Annotated in this window: 12 protein-coding genes; 6 read left to right on the top strand and 6 right to left on the bottom strand. The window is 49.6% G+C overall.

Annotated features, from left to right (window positions below):
- The first annotated feature begins 33 nt into the window (after window positions 1-33).
- The 5 genes from asd to AC6R1O_RS19780 all read left to right on the top strand — a co-directional run bounded on the left by asd (window position 34) and on the right by AC6R1O_RS19780 (window position 6,578).
- On the top strand, window positions 34-927 hold the full coding sequence (asd, locus tag AC6R1O_RS19800) for an archaetidylserine decarboxylase (RefSeq protein ID WP_500629420.1): 894 nt from the start codon (window positions 34-36) through the stop codon (window positions 925-927).
- Window positions 928-1,104: 177 nt separating this feature from the next.
- Window positions 1,105-2,514 carry an SLC13 family permease gene (locus tag AC6R1O_RS19795; protein WP_500633109.1) on the top strand — a complete coding sequence of 470 codons (1,410 nt, stop codon included), beginning with the start codon at window positions 1,105-1,107 and terminating at the stop codon, window positions 2,512-2,514.
- Between the two features lie 119 nt (window positions 2,515-2,633).
- The gene (locus AC6R1O_RS19790) at window positions 2,634-3,521 is read left to right on the top strand and encodes a DMT family transporter (protein ID WP_500633115.1); all 888 of its coding nucleotides are present in this window, start codon (window positions 2,634-2,636) and stop codon (window positions 3,519-3,521) included.
- A 272-nt stretch (window positions 3,522-3,793) separates the two neighbouring features.
- Window positions 3,794-5,326 carry a 2,3-bisphosphoglycerate-independent phosphoglycerate mutase gene (gpmM, locus tag AC6R1O_RS19785; protein ID WP_500631033.1) on the top strand — a complete coding sequence of 511 codons (1,533 nt, stop codon included), beginning with the start codon at window positions 3,794-3,796 and terminating at the stop codon, window positions 5,324-5,326.
- 160 nt (window positions 5,327-5,486) lie between these two features.
- Window positions 5,487-6,578 carry a murein hydrolase activator EnvC family protein gene (locus AC6R1O_RS19780; protein ID WP_500633114.1) on the top strand — a complete coding sequence of 364 codons (1,092 nt, stop codon included), beginning with the start codon at window positions 5,487-5,489 and terminating at the stop codon, window positions 6,576-6,578.
- A gap of 11 nt (window positions 6,579-6,589) precedes the next feature.
- On the opposite strand, the gene AC6R1O_RS19775 is transcribed toward AC6R1O_RS19780, so the two are convergent.
- From AC6R1O_RS19775 to nudC, 4 genes are all read right to left on the bottom strand, one after another.
- Window positions 6,590-7,552, bottom strand: a complete 963-nt coding sequence (locus tag AC6R1O_RS19775; RefSeq protein ID WP_500633108.1) for a DHH family phosphoesterase — start codon at window positions 7,550-7,552, stop codon at window positions 6,590-6,592.
- Between the two features lie 103 nt (window positions 7,553-7,655).
- Complete coding sequence (locus tag AC6R1O_RS19770) at window positions 7,656-8,291, bottom strand: TetR/AcrR family transcriptional regulator (RefSeq protein ID WP_334555700.1); 636 nt, start codon at window positions 8,289-8,291, stop codon at window positions 7,656-7,658.
- A gap of 104 nt (window positions 8,292-8,395) precedes the next feature.
- A complete protein-coding gene (hemE, locus tag AC6R1O_RS19765; protein ID WP_500633107.1) occupies window positions 8,396-9,463 on the bottom strand; it encodes a uroporphyrinogen decarboxylase in 1,068 nt (355 codons plus the stop codon).
- 218 nt (window positions 9,464-9,681) lie between these two features.
- Window positions 9,682-10,485 (bottom strand): NAD(+) diphosphatase, encoded by an 804-nt coding sequence (gene nudC / locus AC6R1O_RS19760; RefSeq protein WP_500633106.1) that lies wholly within the window; start codon window positions 10,483-10,485, stop codon window positions 9,682-9,684.
- A 177-nt stretch (window positions 10,486-10,662) separates the two neighbouring features.
- Here nudC and rsd point away from each other — a divergent pair, with 177 nt between their 5' ends.
- A complete protein-coding gene (rsd, locus tag AC6R1O_RS19755; protein ID WP_334555727.1) occupies window positions 10,663-11,157 on the top strand; it encodes a sigma D regulator in 495 nt (164 codons plus the stop codon).
- A 221-nt stretch (window positions 11,158-11,378) separates the two neighbouring features.
- Here the strand turns inward: rsd and rpoC are convergent, their stop codons facing one another.
- Window positions 11,379-15,581: a DNA-directed RNA polymerase subunit beta' gene (gene rpoC / locus AC6R1O_RS19750; RefSeq protein ID WP_487903415.1), complete on the bottom strand. Its 4,203-nt coding sequence runs from the start codon at window positions 15,579-15,581 to the stop codon at window positions 11,379-11,381.
- A gap of 91 nt (window positions 15,582-15,672) precedes the next feature.
- Window positions 15,673-19,001: DNA-directed RNA polymerase subunit beta (gene rpoB / locus AC6R1O_RS19745; RefSeq protein WP_500657687.1), on the bottom strand; the 3,329-nt coding region annotated here is incomplete at its 5' end.

Raw genomic sequence — 19,001 nt, 5'->3', positions numbered from 1 at the left:
CAACCTGTTATTTCGATATTGGAATCAAACACCATGGATAAGATTAAAGTTGGGCTGCAATACTGGATCCCACAACACGGCCTCACTCGCCTTGTGGGCAAGCTAGCCTCTGCCAAAGCAGGCGGTCTAACCACAGCCATCATCAAATGGTTTATCAAACAGTACAACGTGAATATGGACGAAGCGAAGCATTCGGATCCTAAGCACTTTGCCACATTTAATGATTTCTTTGTCCGTGAACTCAAAGAAGGCGCTCGCCCAATCGCAGAAGGTGAGTCAGTAATTACTCACCCTGCAGATGCCTGTGTGAGTCAATTTGGCCCAATTCAAGATGGCAAACTGATCCAAGCCAAAGGGCACGATTATACCGCGCAAGAATTACTTGGTGGTGACGCCGAGTTGGCCAAAGAGTTTGCTGAGGGTGACTTTGCGACCTTGTACCTTTCGCCTCGTGATTACCATCGCGTACACATGCCATGCGATGGCACGCTGCGCCAGATGATTTACGTACCGGGCGATCTGTTCTCGGTCAACCCACTGACCGCCGAGAATGTACCTAACCTCTTTGCCCGCAACGAACGCGTGGTGTCGATTTTTGATACTGAGTTCGGTCCGATGGCGCAAGTGCTGGTAGGGGCAACGATTGTTGGTAGCATTGAGCAAGTCTGGGCTGGCACCGTCACCCCTCCTCGTGGCAACACAGTGTACAAATGGGATTACCCAGCCACTGGTAACAAAGCCGTGATCTTGAAAAAAGGCCAGGAGATGGGGCGCTTTAAGCTCGGCTCTACCGTCATCAACCTTTTTGCAAAAGACGCGATCACCTTTGATGACGCAATGAGTACCGGTGCGACCACCGTTATGGGCACGCCTTACGCACACCAACGCAACGCGACCCAGAGTGAATCAACCTCTGAGTCTGAATAACTGAGCGTTCGATTCACACCGCCTCTCCAAGCCCCGCGAAGTTGGGGCTTTTTTGACCCAAGACAAAACCCAGTGAACATTTTCAACTGTTTGCTAAAAGTTCCAGCTACGTCCAAGACCTTAATTTGATTGTAAATTACTCTAGTGTTTCGTCGAAAAACCTTGAGGTTTACTGTCATGTTGAAACCCGGAATCCTTATCAAACTTCTGGTCAGTTTTGGGCTCCCTCTTGCTGTGCTTTTTATGCCCATCTATTGGATTCCCATTGACGACTTAACCCTGATCCAACATCGCCTACTGGCCATATTCTTGCTGGCGGCGTTGCTGTGGGTGTTAGAGCCAGTACCTGTTTTTGCCACTTCTATCCTGATTATCGCGCTTGAGTTGGTGATGATTTCCAATAAAGGATTACACTGGTTTCGAACCCCGCCACCCCATCATGACCTAGGCGTATTGCTCGATTACACAGACATATTCAGCGCCTTTTCCTCGCCAATTATTATTCTCTTTATGGGCGGTTTTGCCCTTGCGATCGCAGCCTCAAAATATGAACTCGACAACAACCTAGCACGGGTGCTACTCAAACCCTTTGGCAAACAGCCCAAGTTCATCATGTTGGGATTAATGCTGATCACCGCTGTGTTTTCGATGTTTATGTCGAACACCGCAACCACTGTCATGATGCTGGCCTTACTTGGCCCGATTGTCGCTTCTGCACCCAAAGGGGATTTGGGCATCAAAGCGTTAGTGTTATGTATCCCTATTGCCGCCAATACGGGTGGCATTGCCACACCGATTGGTACCCCTCCCAACGCCATCGCGCTGCAATACCTGACGGGTGACAACTCGATTACCTTCTTAAGCTGGATGATGATGGGTCTGCCCTTCGTGATTATTCAGCTCACCATTGCTTGGTTTTTGCTGCAAAAGCTCTTCCCCGCCACATCCAATGAGATGCAGCTCAAGCTCGATGGTCAGTTCCAACGCAACTGGCGGGCCATTACCGTCTATTGCACCTTCGCCATCACTATTTTGCTGTGGATGACCACTCAGTTGCACGGCATGAACACCTATGTGGTTTCGATCATTCCTCTCGCCGTCTTCACCTTGACTGGCATTATGGGCAAAGCAGAACTCAAACTGATCAACTGGGATGTGCTGTGGCTGGTTGCCGGTGGTATCGCAATCGGCATTGGTCTGGATAAAACTGGGCTCGCTGAAGCGCTGGCACATGCGATCGATTACGAGACCCTCTCGCCTGTCGCGGTGGTCATCACGTTGTCTATGGTGTGTTGGTTGATGGCCAACTTTATGTCCAACACCGCGACCGCCAACTTGTTGATGCCCATCGCAGCAGCCATCGGCGCTTCGATGGAGAGCTTGGCAGCCATTGGCGGGCTGCAAGCCTTGTTGGTGGTGGTGGCCTTCTCCGCCTCTCTCGGTATGATTTTGCCTGTCTCAACACCGCCGAACTCCCTTGCTTACTCAACAGGACTGATTGAGAGCAAAGACATGGCCAAAACCGGCGTCATTATTGGTTTGATTGGTCTTGCGATTGTTTATGCAGCAACGCTCATTCTTACGTAACCGTTGCCCCACAGGTCATACTTAGCTCGGCGCCCAGGTTCTCTTACCTGGGCGCTTTGTTTCTAGCGCGTTTTCGTGCATATTGCTTACCTTAATGATTTGCTTTGGATTTCACGATTATGGGCTATGAATGGCTGGCATTGGCGGCCGCGCTTTTATGGGCGGTAGCGAGTATTTTGTCTGTCACACCTGCGCAGCACTTAGGGACCTTTGCCTACAGCCGCTGGCGAATGGGGTGTACGTCTGTCATTCTCGCCTCGATGGCTTGGTTGACGGGTGGCTGGGCAAGCGTTGAGCTCACTGCGGTATCGGCCATGGCGCTATCGGGCTTAGTGGGTATCTTCATCGGTGATACCGCTCTGTTTGCCTGTCTCAATCGCATGGGACCACGACAAGCGGGTTTGCTTTTCTCATGCCATGCGGTGTTCTCTGCCGTACTCGGCTATTTCCTGTTTAGCGAAAGCATGACCTCGCTTGAGCTCATCGGTTCAGCACTGGTCTTTTCTGGTGTCTTAACAGCGATATTTTTCGGGCGCAGAGGTCAAGCAGCGAATAGCTTGGAGTCCATTAAAGGCAACATTTGGGCAGGGATCGGACTTGGCCTCCTCGCTGCGCTGTGTCAGGCATTGGGCGGCATTATCGCCAAGCCGATCATGCAAACCGCGATCGATCCCATCGCCGCCTCCGCCATGCGTATGATGACAGCCTTTGTCGCGCACAGCGTCTTTTTTCTCTCCGGCGCACGGCTAGCGAGAGCGACGCAACCGATGAACACGCGCATTTTTGCGATTACCGCGATCAACGGTTTTCTCGCGATGGCAGTAGGGATGACACTGATCCTCTATGCGCTGCGTGAAGGGAACGTCGGTATGGTCGCGCTGCTCTCTTCTACCACGCCCATCATGTTGTTGCCTATACTGTGGATCTACACCAAAAAGCGCCCCAACCGTTATGCGTGGATTGGCGCTTTGGTCGCGGTCGCCGGCACCAGTATCTTGGTGAGTTGAACCCAAGGCTCACACAGGTTAGTGTGAACAGCGGCCATCAATAGCACCTATTGAACTAATAGATAGATTCCGCTTTAAAAGGGATAAAATTAGGTCGAGACTGGCAAGTAAAGAGAGACGGAGTAATTCCACACACTGGGCATGGTGAAAGATAACAACGGCATTTCGCCCAGTTTATTTGATCTTAACCTACAGTTTTGGTTAAAAAGTGTAGTAAAATTACGCTAATTTTGTTTCCAAAGTTACTTTGAAATTTTAACGAGGACATCACTATGTCAGCTAAGAAGCCATTGGCTCTAGTTATCCTTGACGGTTACGGTCACCGTGAGGACACAGCAAGCAACGCTATCGCAAACGCAAAAAAACCGGTTATGGATGCGCTACTTGCTAACCACCCACACACGCTCATTTCTGCATCAGGTATGGACGTTGGTCTACCGGACGGTCAAATGGGTAACTCAGAAGTGGGTCACACAAACATTGGTGCTGGCCGTGTGGTTTACCAAGATCTGACTCGTATCACCAAATCCATCTCTGACGGCGAATTTGCCGAAACGCCAGCGCTAGTCGAAGCAGTAGACGCGGCGGTAAAAGCCGGGAAAGCGGTTCATATCATGGGTCTGATGTCACCAGGCGGTGTTCACTCTCACGAAGATCACATCTACGCAGCGGTAGAAATGGCTGCCGCTCGTGGCGCAGAAAAGATCTACCTACACTGCTTCCTAGACGGTCGTGACACACCACCACGCAGCGCAGAAAACTCACTCAAGCGCTTTGATGAACTGTTTGCGAAGCTGGGTAAAGGTCGCATTGCTTCTCTAGTGGGCCGTTACTACGCAATGGACCGTGACAACAACTGGGAACGTGTTCAAGTTGCTTACGACTTGCTAACGCAAGCTAAAGCGGACTTCACGTTTGATTCTGCGGTTGCGGGTCTTGAAGCGGCTTACGCTCGCGAAGAGAACGACGAATTTGTTAAAGCCACTGCGATTAAGACTGACGCACAAGAAGACGCCATCATGCAAGATGGAGATGCGCTGATCTTCATGAACTACCGTGCAGACCGCGCACGCCAAATTACGCGTGCTTTCGTTCCTGAGTTTGACGGTTTTGAGCGTGCGGTATTCCCAGCCCTTCATTTTGTGATGCTGACTCAGTACGCTGCCGATATCCCACTGGCGATTGCCTTCCCACCGGCGTCTCTTGAGAACACCTACGGTGAGTGGCTATCAAAGCAAGGTCAAACTCAGCTGCGTATTTCAGAGACAGAAAAATACGCACACGTGACCTTCTTCTTCAACGGTGGTGTTGAGCAAGAGTTTGACGGTGAAGAGCGTCAACTCGTGGCTTCTCCAAAAGTGGCGACGTACGACCTTCAACCAGAGATGAGCTCTGCTGAACTGACTGAAAAGATGGTCGCAGCGATCAAATCTGGCAAATACGACACCATCATCTGTAACTACCCGAACGCCGATATGGTCGGTCACACAGGTGTGTACGACGCAGCAGAAAAAGCGATTGAAGCGCTAGACGCCAGCGTTGGCCAAGTCGTTGAAGCGATCAAAGAAGTGGGCGGTCAACTGCTGATCACAGCAGACCACGGTAACGCGGAAATGATGGTCGACCCAGAAACAGGCGGCACACACACTGCGCACACCAACCTACCGGTGCCTCTGATTTACGTTGGTGACAAAGCGGTTGAGTTTAAAGAAGGCGGAAAACTGTCTGACCTAGCGCCAACCATGCTGTCTCTTGCAGGTCTAGAAATCCCAGCAGAAATGACCGGGGAAATTCTGGTTAAATAAGTTTGCTGCTGTGATAGAGAACCAAAGCCCGAGCCCATGCTCGGGCTTTTTGTGTATTCCAATTTCTGATTTGGGTATACTGACCCAATCTCAAACACTTAGGACAGACAGAGCCATGGTATTGGTTGGGCAAGGACAGCGCAGTTTGCTTTTGAAACCGATGACGGTTTGGATTCTCGCCGTACTCTGTTGGCTTCCTATGACCAGTTTTGCCTCGACCTCTGAGCTTAAAGGGGTCAGTAGCGAGATTTCCCGCCAAAAGCAAAATCTCTCCTCGCAACAAAAAAAGCTCGATGAGCTTCAGCAGTCTCTCAAACAGCAAGAACTGAGCATCACTCGACTCGAAAAAGAGATCACTGAGACCAAGGCGCAACAAAAGAAAACCCAAGAGAGCATTGCAGAGCTCCAACGCCGAATTGATCAGCTAGAAGCACAAAAAAAAGCCCAAAGCGACAAGCTTGCCGAGTTGATTCAGACCTATTACATGACAGAACGTGCGAAAGCGCCAGCCAATATGCTCAATCGTGGTGTGGAAGAAGATCGCATAAGCCAATACTTCCAACACCTAGCCAAACAGCGCGCTGACATCATCGATGAGTTGCAACTCACCACTGAAAAGCTGACCTCAAGTCAACGCCAACTCGAGTTAGAACAAGCGCAAATTGCTGCACTACTCAAGCAGCAAACTGAGCAGAAAAACGCGCTCACCAAAACGCAATCCAGTCGCCAAGGCACGGTCACCAACATCAAAAAGAGCATTTCCAACGACCAAGTCTACCTTTCTGAATTGCAACGCAATGAGACGCGCTTAAAAGCGGAAATCGCCAAGGCCGCTAAACGCAATGCCGTGCCGATGGATGGTATTGCACGACAAAAAGGCAAACTGCCTTGGCCACTGAAAGGCCGTATCCTACATCGCTACGGCGCGCCACAAACTGGTCAATTAAGCTGGAAGGGATGGGTGATTGATGCCGATTACGGTCAATCGGTCAAAGCCGTCTATTCTGGCACCGTGGTCTTTGCGGAGTATTTACGAGGCTATGGCCTGGTTGTTCTGCTGGATCACGGCAAAGGCGATATGACCTTATACGGGTTTAACCAAAGTTTGATGAAAAAAGAAGGCGACAAAGTCACCGCCGGAGAGACCATTGCCCTAGCAGGTGATACTGGCGGTCAGCCACAGGCGTCCCTCTACTTTGAGATTCGCCGTAACAGCAAAACCCAAGACCCAAGTCAGTGGCTCACCCGTTAGCCTAGCGATGGTCAGCGCGGCTGATAGTACGCCTCAACCTGTTCAATAAACGTCGCTAATTGATTGGCGGGTAGCGCATTGATGCCAGCGGCCCCCTCTCTTCCACCGCCCGTCGCAAACGCCGAACAAATCGCCCCTGCTCCCTGTTTATTGTTCAAAGGCGCACGCAGTGAAACCAAGAAACTCCCATCAGGATTTTGTGTCAGTACTGCGTGCGCAGAGTGAGGCGCCTGATTCGCTAACGCGTTGCCATACACGCCGCTGACACGCCTTGCCGCGGGTTCATCAGGCAATTCAAAGACACTCAATGTTGGGCTACGGTAACTGGCTTCCACCGACAATGCCCTCTCCATGTCTGCGTGATAAGCGGCTTTTAATTGCCAATATGGGGAGTGCTTGTCAGCAATCACAGCAAAAGGATCATCATAAGCCAAAAGGGTGTTAAACAGTGCTGCCGGGTGGTAGTGCAAGTCCTCAATCTTGGCGCCATAACCGTTGTAATTGATCAGCGTCCCCAACTCTTGTAGCTGCGCGGCTTGTTTACCATCCAGCCCCGCTTGGGTAGCTAGCTGCTGCGCTGTCGCAATAAGATTGTCGCCAAAGGCAGCGGTGATGGCCCAAAAGTGAAAACGCCCGTCGAGCCACTGATCGACAATGAGCGCGGTACACATGTTGGCATCGAGATTGATGTGAGCATCGAGCAGTGGGTGCTCGGGGATGTCGCCCGATCGGTGATGATCGGCATAGAAGACTGACACACCGCCATGCAGTAAGCTCTCCAACGCGACTCGATTTTTTTCCATCGAGATATCGAGCACTGTCACGCTATCGCCAGGCTGTGGCGATACCTTGTCTAGCAATTGGATGTCACGTTTGACGCCGGTGACCAGCGTTGTCTCTTTCGGCTGCGCTAAGCGCAGTTGCAGTAAGGCGATGATGCCATCGGCATCGCCATTAAACACATCGTAATGCATAAAAAACCCATTCACTTATCTTTCGATACTGTAATGGGTCTTAAAAAATCTAACAATTTTAATTCGTTATAACTAGGATCGAAAAAGCCAGTGGTGCGCGCCGTTAAGCATGCATGGCTTTGACCCCTTCCTCAAACAATTGTAACTGTTCAAGCCCCTGAGCCGTCGCTTTGGGCTTCACAATGGCGATCATTTGTAGCATTCCGCGATGAATGACTTGCTCGGTAATCTGTGTCCGTGGAGACATGGCAGATTGATACGCCAGCCAACTGGACGCAATCAAATGTAAGCTAGTGACCAGAGATTGCATTTCTTGCTCAGAGACATCCAATAAATCCAAAGCGACAAAGGCGTGCATGATCCCAATGAGATTGGTTTGCAGCTTCTCCTGCACTTGAATGTAGTCATCATGCAGCTGTTCATCTCGGCCCAAGATTTCTGGCAAGTTGGCATAGAAGAAACGGTATTTCCACATCAGGGTAAAAATAGAGTCGAGATAGTGCTTAAGTAACACCAAACTCTCCTGCTGACCTTGAATCGGCGTGAAACGTTCAAGCAGCTCGTTGGAGTAGAGCGTAAAAATCTCACGCACAATTTCTTGCTTATTGCGGAAGTGGTAATAGAGATTCCCGGGACTAATATCAATATGCGCGGCGATATGATTGGTGGTAATGGTGCGTTCACCATGCTCGTTAAACAGCTCCAAAGCCGCTAAGACAATTTTGTCGCGAGTCTTCATGAATAATCCGTATCCTTTCTTGTTATTTCAGCAGTATAGCGGCTAGTGTAACCGATAACAAAAAAGCGCCTGGTCATATCAGGCGCTTTGCAAAGATTACTCAATTATTTGTGGTATGGCTTGGATAACTCGTGGACCGCCTCAACAAACACGCCAGCATTTTCAGGTGGCACGTCCAAATGGATGCCGTGTCCGAGGTTAAATACGTGACCTGTGCCCGCATCACCAAAGCCCGCCAGAATGCTCGCTACCTCTTGTTGGATTCGCTCCGGTGAGGCATAGAGCATGGATGGGTCCATGTTGCCTTGCAGTGCCACTTTGTCACCGACTCGCGCTTTGGCGTTTTCGATGTTGATGGTCCAATCCAGTCCGACCGCATCACACCCTGTTGCGGCGATCTGCTCAAGCCACATTCCGCCGTTTTTAGTAAATAGTGTGACAGGAACGCGGCGACCTTCGTTTTCACGCACCAGTCCATCGACAATTTTGTGCATGTACTGCAATGAGAACAGCTGATAATCACGAGGGGTCAATACACCGCCCCAGGTATCAAATACCATCACGGATTGTGCGCCCGCTTTGATTTGCGCGTTAAGGTACGCAATCACACTGTCAGCCAGTTTATCTAGCAGCAGGTGCAAGGTTTGTGGCTCGGCGTACATCATCTTTTTGATTTTGGTGAAGGCTTTCGAGCTGCCGCCTTCCACCATGTAGGTAGCGAGTGTCCATGGGCTACCCGAGAAACCGATCAGCGGCACGTCACCATTGAGATCTTTACGAATTTGACGCACAGCGTTCATGACGTACTGAAGTTCGCCTTCTGGATCTGGGATGCCAATTTTATCGACGTCAGCTTTCGAGGTAATCGGGCGATCGAACACCGGGCCCTCACCCGCAGCAAAGCGGAGGCCTAATCCCATCGCATCTGGAATCGTCAAAATATCGGAGAACAAAATCGCGGCATCAAGTGGAAAGCGACGTAACGGTTGAAGTGTCACTTCTGAGGCCAGCTCTGCGTTTTTACACAGTGACATAAAATCACCCGCTTGCGCGCGCGTGGCTTTGTATTCTGGCAGGTAGCGACCCGCTTGGCGCATCATCCATACCGGGGTGTAATCAACAGGCTCTTTGAGCAGAGCACGAAGATAACGATCGTTTTTGAGTTCTGTCATTCTGTTCTTCCAATCATTTAAGCTGACTTTTTATCGTTCGTATTCTAACACTGTTTAGCTCTCAAAAGCGGTGTGCTTTGCAACCCAGATCAAGTTATTTACTATTAAATCAGTGCTTAATTTGCGCTCAACTCATTGGAGTGTTAAATATTTGTTTGCTAGCGAAAACTACAATTATAAACTGAACATCTCCGTGTTCAGCATCTCATAACGACATCTTACTTACCCCCTCCCTCTCGGAGGGTTTTTTTTATCTCTGCAAGCGTATGTTCAATCAGTGCTCTCGCGATGGTTCCGACTGGCGCAACGGGCGGCATCGCGTCAACCGTAAACCACTGCGCATCACTGAGCTCACTGTAGTCGGGTTTCAATGTGCCACCAGCATAGTCGGCTAAAAAGCCCATCATCATGCTCGATGGAAAGGCCCAAGGTTGACTACCAAAGTAACGCACGTTGGTGACGTCAATCCCCGTCTCCTCTTTGACTTCTCGCGCCACGCATTGCTCAAGGGTCTCTCCGACTTCTACAAAGCCCGCTATGACGGTGTACATGCCATTTCGATGTCTCGGGTGTTGAGCAAGTAAAATCGAGTCTTGGTGGCGTACAGCGACGATAATACAGGGAAAAATGCGCGGATAATGCAACGTTCGGCATTCACCACACTGCATCGCTAATTGATTGTGATTGAGATGATTACGGCCACCGCATTGCGGGCAAAAACGCATCGTCTGACGCATGTGACCATATTGCACCGCTTTGCTGGCCAACAGAAACAGCGCCTCAGGTAGCGTAAGCGCTTCTCGAAGCGAAGTAAGAGGTAATGGTTGCTCTACCCACTCCTCACAAAGCCACATAACAGGAAGCCCTTCGTAGTGACCGATTTCTATCGCCTCATGCGCAGGCAATTCGAGGGTGTCAGCACAGCCTTTTGGCAACGCACCGTCGGGTAACCAAAGCTCACTTCCCGAGACTACACACCAGTAAGCATCACCCATACGGTTCGTGTCACTTTTCTTTAACATCAGCCACTCCCTTTACTTGCAGTTCGTCTATTTTACTGGCAATCTAAATTCATACCAGAGTTTGTAGTGGGAAAGATCTCCGGCTATAAATTTTAGTAAGGACAAGAGGTTAATTCTCTCAACCTGCTTTGATTTCAAAGCGTAACGATCATCCGGATGGTGATCCGACAAGAGGGCCTGGTCATGTTAAGAAAACTAAAAAGAACCCAAGAACAATGGGGCGGTTCGAGTGATGTTATCGACCATTGGTTAGATAGCCGCCAACGTTTGATCGTTGAATTTTGTAAGCTTGCCGCCTTGCAACCGACCTCCTCGAAAACGGCTGTCGTCGAACTCCCTACCCCTGCTGAACTGCAACATTTTTGTGGCGAACTGGTCGACTATATTTCCGAAGGTCATTTTAAAATTTACGACATGGTCATGGATAAATGGCGCTCGACAGGCTTTGAAGCGACCGATGAGATAAACGATACCTACGGTAAAATTGTCCTGACCACTGAGCCTTTATTAAACTTTACCGATAAGTACGCAGCGGTGAGCGACGACGAGACGTTAGACGATTTTGATGCGGACATGTCTGAGATTGGCGAAGTAATCGAAGAGCGCTTCGAAGTCGAAGATCGCCTCATTCAGCTTATTGCGGACAGCTTAGCCATTCCACCCGGCGCTTAACTTATAACCAGCCCCCTCATTTACTTAAAGGTCGATTCACTTCGATAAGTCAACAAACATCGACCTCTAGGCACTAGGCACTAGGCACTAGGCACTAGGCACTAGGCACTAGGCACTAGGCACTAGGCACTAGGCACTAGGCACTAGGCACTAGGCACTAAATTCTATTCCAAAATACAAAAAAGGCACCCGAAGGTGCCTTTTTTCATGTCGCTGTATGATTACTCTTCAGAAGAGAAACCTGCGTTAAGCAATGCTGCAAGGTTGTCTGTTGCTTGTTCAGCAGATGGACCTTCTTGCTCTTGTGCACGCTTCGCTTGACGATCTTGGTGGTATGCGAAACCGGTACCTGCTGGAATCAGACGACCAACAATCACGTTTTCTTTCAGACCACGTAGCTCATCACGCTTACCAGAAACAGCCGCTTCTGTTAGTACGCGAGTTGTTTCCTGGAACGATGCCGCAGAGATGAACGACTCAGTCGCTAGCGACGCTTTCGTGATACCTAGTAGTTCACGTTCAAAGCGAGCTGGCTCTTTGCCTTCAGCTTCTAGCTGGCGGTTCGCAATCTTCACTTGTGAGTATTCTACCTGCTCACCCGCTAGGAACTCTGAGTCACCAGCGTGTGTGATAGTACACTTACGTAGCATCTGACGAACGATAGTCTCGATGTGCTTATCGTTAATCTTAACGCCTTGCAGACGGTATACTTCTTGAACTTCGTTCGCGATGTATTGCGTCACAGCGTGGATACCACGTAGACGAAGGATGTCATGCGGAGACTCTGGGCCGTCGGCGATCACATCACCACGTTCCACTTTCTCACCTTCGAACACGTTAAGCTGACGGTGCTTAGGAATCATCTCTTCGTAGGTGTCACCACCTTCACGAGTGATCACTAGACGACGCTTACCTTTGGTCTCTTTACCGAATGACACAGTACCTGTGTGCTCAGCAAGGATCGCAGGCTCTTTTGGCTTACGAGCTTCGAATAGGTCCGCAACGCGTGGAAGACCACCAGTGATATCTCGGTTACCACCTGACTTCTGAGGAATACGTGCAAGTGTATCACCCACACCCACTTCAGCGCCGTCTTCGATGTTCACAATCGCTTTACCAGGCAGGAAGTAATGCGCTGGCATTTCAGTACCAGGGATCAATACATCGTTGCCTTGCGCGTCAACAAGTTTGATAGCTGGACGCATATCTTTACCTGCTGCTGGGCGAGCGGCGGCTTCCGTCACTTCGCTTGAAGATAGACCAGTCAAATCGTCGGTTTGACGAGATACAGTTACGCCATCGATCATGTCAACGAACTGGATGCGACCTGCCACTTCAGTGATGATTGGCATGGTGTGCGCTTCCCAGTTTGCCACGGTCTCACCGGACTTCACTGCGTCGCCATCGCCTTTGCTCAATAGAGAGCCGTAAGGCAATTTGTGTTTCTCTTTAGTACGACCGAACTCGTCAATGATCATCATTTCAGAAGCACGAGAGGTGATCACCAGCTTGCCATCTTTGTTGATAACAAATTTCGCATTGCTGAGTTTCACAGAGCCGTCGTTCTTCGCTTGGATGCTGTTCTCAGCCGCAGCTGTCGATGCCGCACCACCGATGTGGAACGTACGCATCGTTAGCTGTGTACCTGGTTCACCGATAGACTGAGCAGCGATAACACCGACTGCTTCACCTTGGTTCACTAGGTGACCACGTGCTAGGTCACGACCGTAACATTGTGCACAACAACCGAAGTCAGCATCACAGGTTACAACAGAGCGTACGCGCATGCTGTCTACTGAGTTCTCTTCCATGATTTGACACCACTTCTCATCGATCAGCGTGTTACGTGGAATAAGAACTTCTTCAGTACCTGGCTTCATCACGTCTTCAGCAACAACACGACCTAGCGCTAGCTCAGTCAGTGCCACTTTAACGTCACCACCTTCGATGTGAGGCATCATGTCGACGCCTTCGTGCGTACCACAGTCATGCTCGGTCACGACAACGTCTTGAGCAACGTCTACGAGACGACGAGTTAGGTAACCCGAGTTCGCTGTTTTCAGTGCCGTATCCGCAAGACCCTTACGAGCACCGTGCGTTGAGATAAAGTACTGAAGTACGTTTAGACCTTCTTTAAAGTTTGCAGTGATCGGCGTTTCGATGATTGAACCATCTGGACGCGCCATCAGACCACGCATACCGGCAAGCTGACGAATCTGTGCGGCAGAACCACGAGCGCCCGAGTCAGCCATCATGTAGATGCTGTTGAACGACTCTTGTTGCTCTTCTTCACCATCGCGGTTAACCACAGTTTCAGAAGAGAGGTTCTCCATCATCGCTTTCGCAACACGATCGTTGGTTGATGCCCAAATATCGATCACTTTGTTGTAGCGCTCACCCGCAGTAACAAGACCTGACTGGTACTGTTCTTGGATTTCGCGTACTTCTTCTTCTGCTTCTGCGATTTCAGTGTACTTCGCCTCTGGTACTACCATGTCGTCGATACCGACAGACACACCAGATAGTGCTGCGTAAGCAAAACCTGCGTACATGATTTGGTCAGCGAAGATAACCGTATCTTTCAGGCCCAGTTTACGGTAAGCCTCGTTCAACAGGTTCGAAATCTGTTTCTTGCCAAGCTTTTGGTTCACTAGGCTGTATGGAAGACCTGATGGCACGATTTGCCATAGCATTGCACGACCAATCGTGGTGTCCACGAGTTTGGTTTCAGTGGTGCTGTTGCCGTCTTCATCAACAACGGTTTCAGTAATACGTACTTTTACGCGTGCATGTAGCTCTGCGCTCTTAGTGCGGTATGCCTTTTCAGCCTCTTCTGGGCCAGCAAGGTACATGCCTTCACCTTTCACGTTGATCTTGTCACGAGTCATGTAGTACAGACCCAATACCACGTCCTGAGAAGGTACGATGATCGGATCACCTGACGCTGGCGACAGAATGTTGTTTGTCGACATCATCAGAGTACGAGCTTCAAGCTGTGCCTCTAGAGTTAGAGGTACGTGAACCGCCATTTGGTCACCATCGAAGTCCGCGTTGTACGCCGCACACACAAGTGGGTGTAGCTGAATCGCTTTACCTTCGATCAGTACAGGTTCGAACGCCTGGATACCTAGACGGTGAAGTGTAGGTGCACGGTTCAATAGTACTGGGTGCTCACGGATCACTTCGTCTAGGATATCCCAAACTACCGCTTCTTCACGCTCTACCATTTTCTTAGCAGCTTTGATTGTCGTCGCAAGACCACGAGTCTCTAGCTTGCTGTAGATGAATGGTTTGAATAGCTCAAGTGCCATCTTCTTAGGAAGACCACACTGGTGCAGACGAAGGTATGGACCTACTGTGATTACAGAACGGCCAGAGTAGTCTACACGTTTACCTAGAAGGTTCTGACGGAAACGACCTTGTTTACCCTTGATCATATCAGCAAGAGATTTCAGAGGGCGCTTATTCGAACCTGTGATCGCACGACCGCGACGACCGTTATCTAGAAGGGCATCAACAGACTCTTGCAACATACGCTTTTCGTTACGTACGATGATGTCCGGAGCCGCTAGCTCTAGTAGACGCTTCAAACGGTTGTTACGGTTGATCACGCGACGGTATAGGTCGTTCAGATCAGATGTCGCGAAACGACCGCCGTCTAGTGGTACTAGAGGACGTAGATCTGGCGGAAGAACCGGAAGCACAGTTAGGATCATCCACTCTGGGTTGTTACCCGATTGAACGAACGCTTCAACTAACTTCAGACGCTTAGTGATCTTCTTACGCTTAGTCTCTGAGTTAGTAGACTGAAGCTCTTCACGCATCTCTTCGATTTCAGCAGGTAGATCCATAGACGCTAGTAGGTCTTTGATCGCTTCTGCACCCATCTTAGCCGTGAATTCATCACCCCACTCTTCTAGACGATCCAGATACTCTTCTTCAGTCAGCATCTGACCTTTTTCTAGATCCGTCATACCCGGCTCTGTTACCACGTACATTTCGAAGTAAAGAACACGTTCGATATCACGTAGAGGGATATCCATCAGTAGACCGATACGAGACGGCAGTGATTTTAGGAACCAGATGTGAGCCACTGGTGAAGCAAGCTCGATGTGGCCCATGCGGTCACGACGAACTTTAGTTTGTGTAACTTCAACGCCACACTTCTCACAGATAACACCACGGTGTTTCAGACGCTTGTATTTGCCACAAAGACATTCGTAGTCTTTTACTGGGCCAAAAATACGCGCACAGAACAGACCATCGCGCTCAGGTTTGAACGTACGATAGTTGATCGTTTCAGGTTTTTTCACTTCACCGAAAGACCATGAACGGATCATGTCTGGTGAAGATAGACCGATTTTGATTGCATCAAACTCTTCGGTCTTATGCTGTGCTTTTAGAAAGTTTAATAAGTCTTTCACAATCAGCTCCTGTAAGGAGTTAAAAGATGCCCGCCAAGACAGGCACCTTCTACCAAATAACCCAATTTATCTCTGTCTCAGAGATGGTGGATTACTCTTCGTCTTCTAGCTCGATGTTGATACCTAGCGAGCGAATCTCTTTCAACAATACGTTGAACGATTCTGGCATACCAGGTTCCATGCTGTGGTTACCGTCGACGATGTTTTTGTACATCTTCGTACGGCCGTTCACGTCATCCGACTTAACGGTTAGCATTTCTTGTAGCGTGTAAGCAGCACCGTATGCTTCAAGTGCCCATACTTCCATCTCACCGAAACGCTGACCACCGAACTGAGCTTTACCACCAAGTGGCTGCTGAGTTACTAGGCTGTATGAGCCGGTTGAACGAGCATGCATCTTGTCATCAACAAGGTGGTTCAGTTTGAGCATGTACATGTAACCTACGGTTACCGGACGCTCAAACGCATCACCAGTGCGACCATCAAACAGTGTTAGCTGACCAGATTCTGGTAGATCACCCAGTTTCAGTAGCTCTTTAATTGATGTTTCGTTCGCACCGTCAAAGACTGGTGTCGCGATTGGTAGACCACCACGAAGGTTGCCGATCAGCGTGCGTACTTCGTCATCTGATAGTGAAGCAATGTCCACTTGCTGACGCGTTTCGCCAAGGTCGTAGACTTTCTGTAGGAAGTCACGGAACTTAGCCAGCTCTTGCTGCTCTTTCACCATCTGGTTGATCTTGTCACCGATGCCTTTCGCCGCCAGACCTAAGTGAACTTCTAGGATCTGACCGATGTTCATACGCGAAGGTACACCCAGTGGGTTAAGAACGATGTCGACCGGTTGGCCTTTCTCATCGTATGGCATGTCTTCAACAGGGTTGATCTTAGAGATTACACCCTTGTTACCGTGACGACCCGCCATCTTATCACCAGGCTGAATGCGACGTTTCACCGCGAGGTAAACTTTCACAATCTTCAGTACGCCAGGAGCAAGATCATCACCCTGTGTGATCTTACGACGCTTAGTTTCAAACTTCTTATCGAAGTCCGCTTTTAGCTCGTCCCACTGCTCAGCCAATTGCTCTAGCTGAGTTTGTAGTGCGTCGTCTTCTAGCGTGAACTCAAGCCACTTCTTACGATCCGTTGCGTCAAGTTTCGCTTCCGCGTAGCCACCGTCAATCAAGACAGCTCTCACACGGTTAAGAAGGCCACCCTCAAGAATCTGGAATTCTTCAGTTAGGTCTTTCTTCGCTTCTTTCAGCTGCATCTGCTCAATTTCAAGCGCACGCTTGTCTTTCTCTACGCCATCACGAGTAAAGACTTGAACATCGATGATGGTACCTGAAACAGAGTTTGGTACACGCAGTGACGTATCTTTCACGTCTGATGCTTTTTCACCGAAGATAGCACGCAATAGCTTCTCTTCAGGCGTCAGCTGAGTTTCACCTTTCGGCGTCACTTTACCAACTAGGATGTCGCCACCCTTCACTTCAGCACCGATGTATACGATACCTGACTCGTCAAGTTTAGACAGAGCAGACTCACCTACGTTTGGAATGTCAGCTGTGATCTCTTCTGCGCCAAGCTTAGTATCACGCGCCACACAAGATAGCTCTTGGATGTGGATCGTTGTGAAACGGTCTTCTTGAACGACGCGCTCAGACACTAAGATCGAGTCTTCGAAGTTGTAACCGTTCCAAGGCATGAACGCGATACGCATGTTCTGACCAAGCGCTAGCTCACCAAGGTCTGTTGAAGGACCATCAGCTAGAACGTCGCCACGTAGTACAGACTCACCTGGCATCACACATGGACGCTGGTTGATACACGTGTTTTGGTTTGAACGTGTGTACTTCGTTAGGTTGTAGATATCGATACCCGCTTCGCCAGGAATCAACTCTTCTTCGTTAACCTTAACGACGATGCGCGATGCGTCCACTGACTGGATAACACCACCACGTTTCGCTACCGCTGTCACACCAGAGTCAACCGCGATGTTACGCTCGATACCCGTACCAACGAGAGGCTTGTCAGCCTTCAGTGTTGGAACAGCCTGACGTTGCATGTTCGCACCCATCAATGCACGGTTCGCATCATCGTGTTCTAGGAACGGGATAAGCGATGCAGCGATAGATACAACCTGGTTGGTTGCAACGTCCATGTAATCAACATGTTCGCGTGGGTGTAGACCAGATTCACCTTTCTGACGAGCCGTGATCAGCTCTTCAGCAAATGTGCCTTCTTCAGTCAGAACCGTGTTCGCCTGAGCGATAACGTACTGACCTTCTTGAATAGCAGATAGGTAATCCACTTCGTCTGTTACTACGCCATCAACAACGCGACGGTATGGAGTTTCTAGGAAACCGTACTCGTTACAACGCGCAAACGCAGACAGAGAGTTGATCAGACCGATGTTTGGACCTTCAGGCGTTTCGATAGGACATAGACGACCGTAGTGCGTTACGTGTACGTCACGTACTTCGAAGCCAGCACGCTCACGAGTTAGACCGCCAGGACCCAATGCAGAAATACGACGCTTGTGCGTTACTTCTGATAGTGGGTTGTTTTGGTCCATAAACTGAGACAGTTGTGAAGAGCCAAAGAATTCTTTTACTGCCGCTGAGATAGGCTTAGCGTTGATCAGGTCTTGAGGCATGATAGCATCAAGATCGCCAAGGCTTAGACGCTCTTTAACCGCACGTTCGACACGAACAAGACCAACACGGAATTGGTTTTCAGCCATTTCGCCAACGCTACGGATACGACGGTTACCTAGGTGGTCGATATCGTCCACTTCGCCGATGCCGTTACGGATAGCGATAAGCTTCTTCATCACTTCGATGATATCAGTCTCATCAAGAGTACCTTGCTCACCAGCATCTTCACGTTCGATAGAGCTGTTGAACTTCATACGACCAACAGTCGATAGATCGTAACGCTCTTCAGAGAAGAATAGGCTTTCGAACAGAGCTTCTGCCGCTTCTTTCGTTGGTGGCTCGCCAGGGCGCATCATGCGGTAGATTTCAACTAGCGCAGAGATGCGATCAACGGTGCTGTCGATACGCAAGGTATCAGACATGAATGGACCGTGATCAAGATCGTTAGTAAAGAGCACTTCAAGCGCTTTGTGACCTGCTTGAGACAGGTTCGCGAGTGCTTCTAGGCTAATCTCTTGGTTAGCTGCAACAATGATCTCGCCAGTGGCTTCATTGATGTAATCTTTTGATGCCACTTTGCCTACGATGTACTCAACCGGTACTTCAATATGGTCGACACCATCTTTTTCAAGCTGGCGAATGTGGCGAGCCGTCACGCGACGACCTTGTTCAACATACACCGTACCGTTGGCTTCGATATTGAATGTCGCTGTTTCGCCACGTAGGCGATCAGGGACCAACTCCATCAATAGAGTTTGGT

It is taken from the genome of Vibrio sp. R11-SG3-ISO3-SZ (genome assembly GCF_059834345.1).
This window is presented reverse-complemented; position numbering and strand designations above follow the sequence as displayed.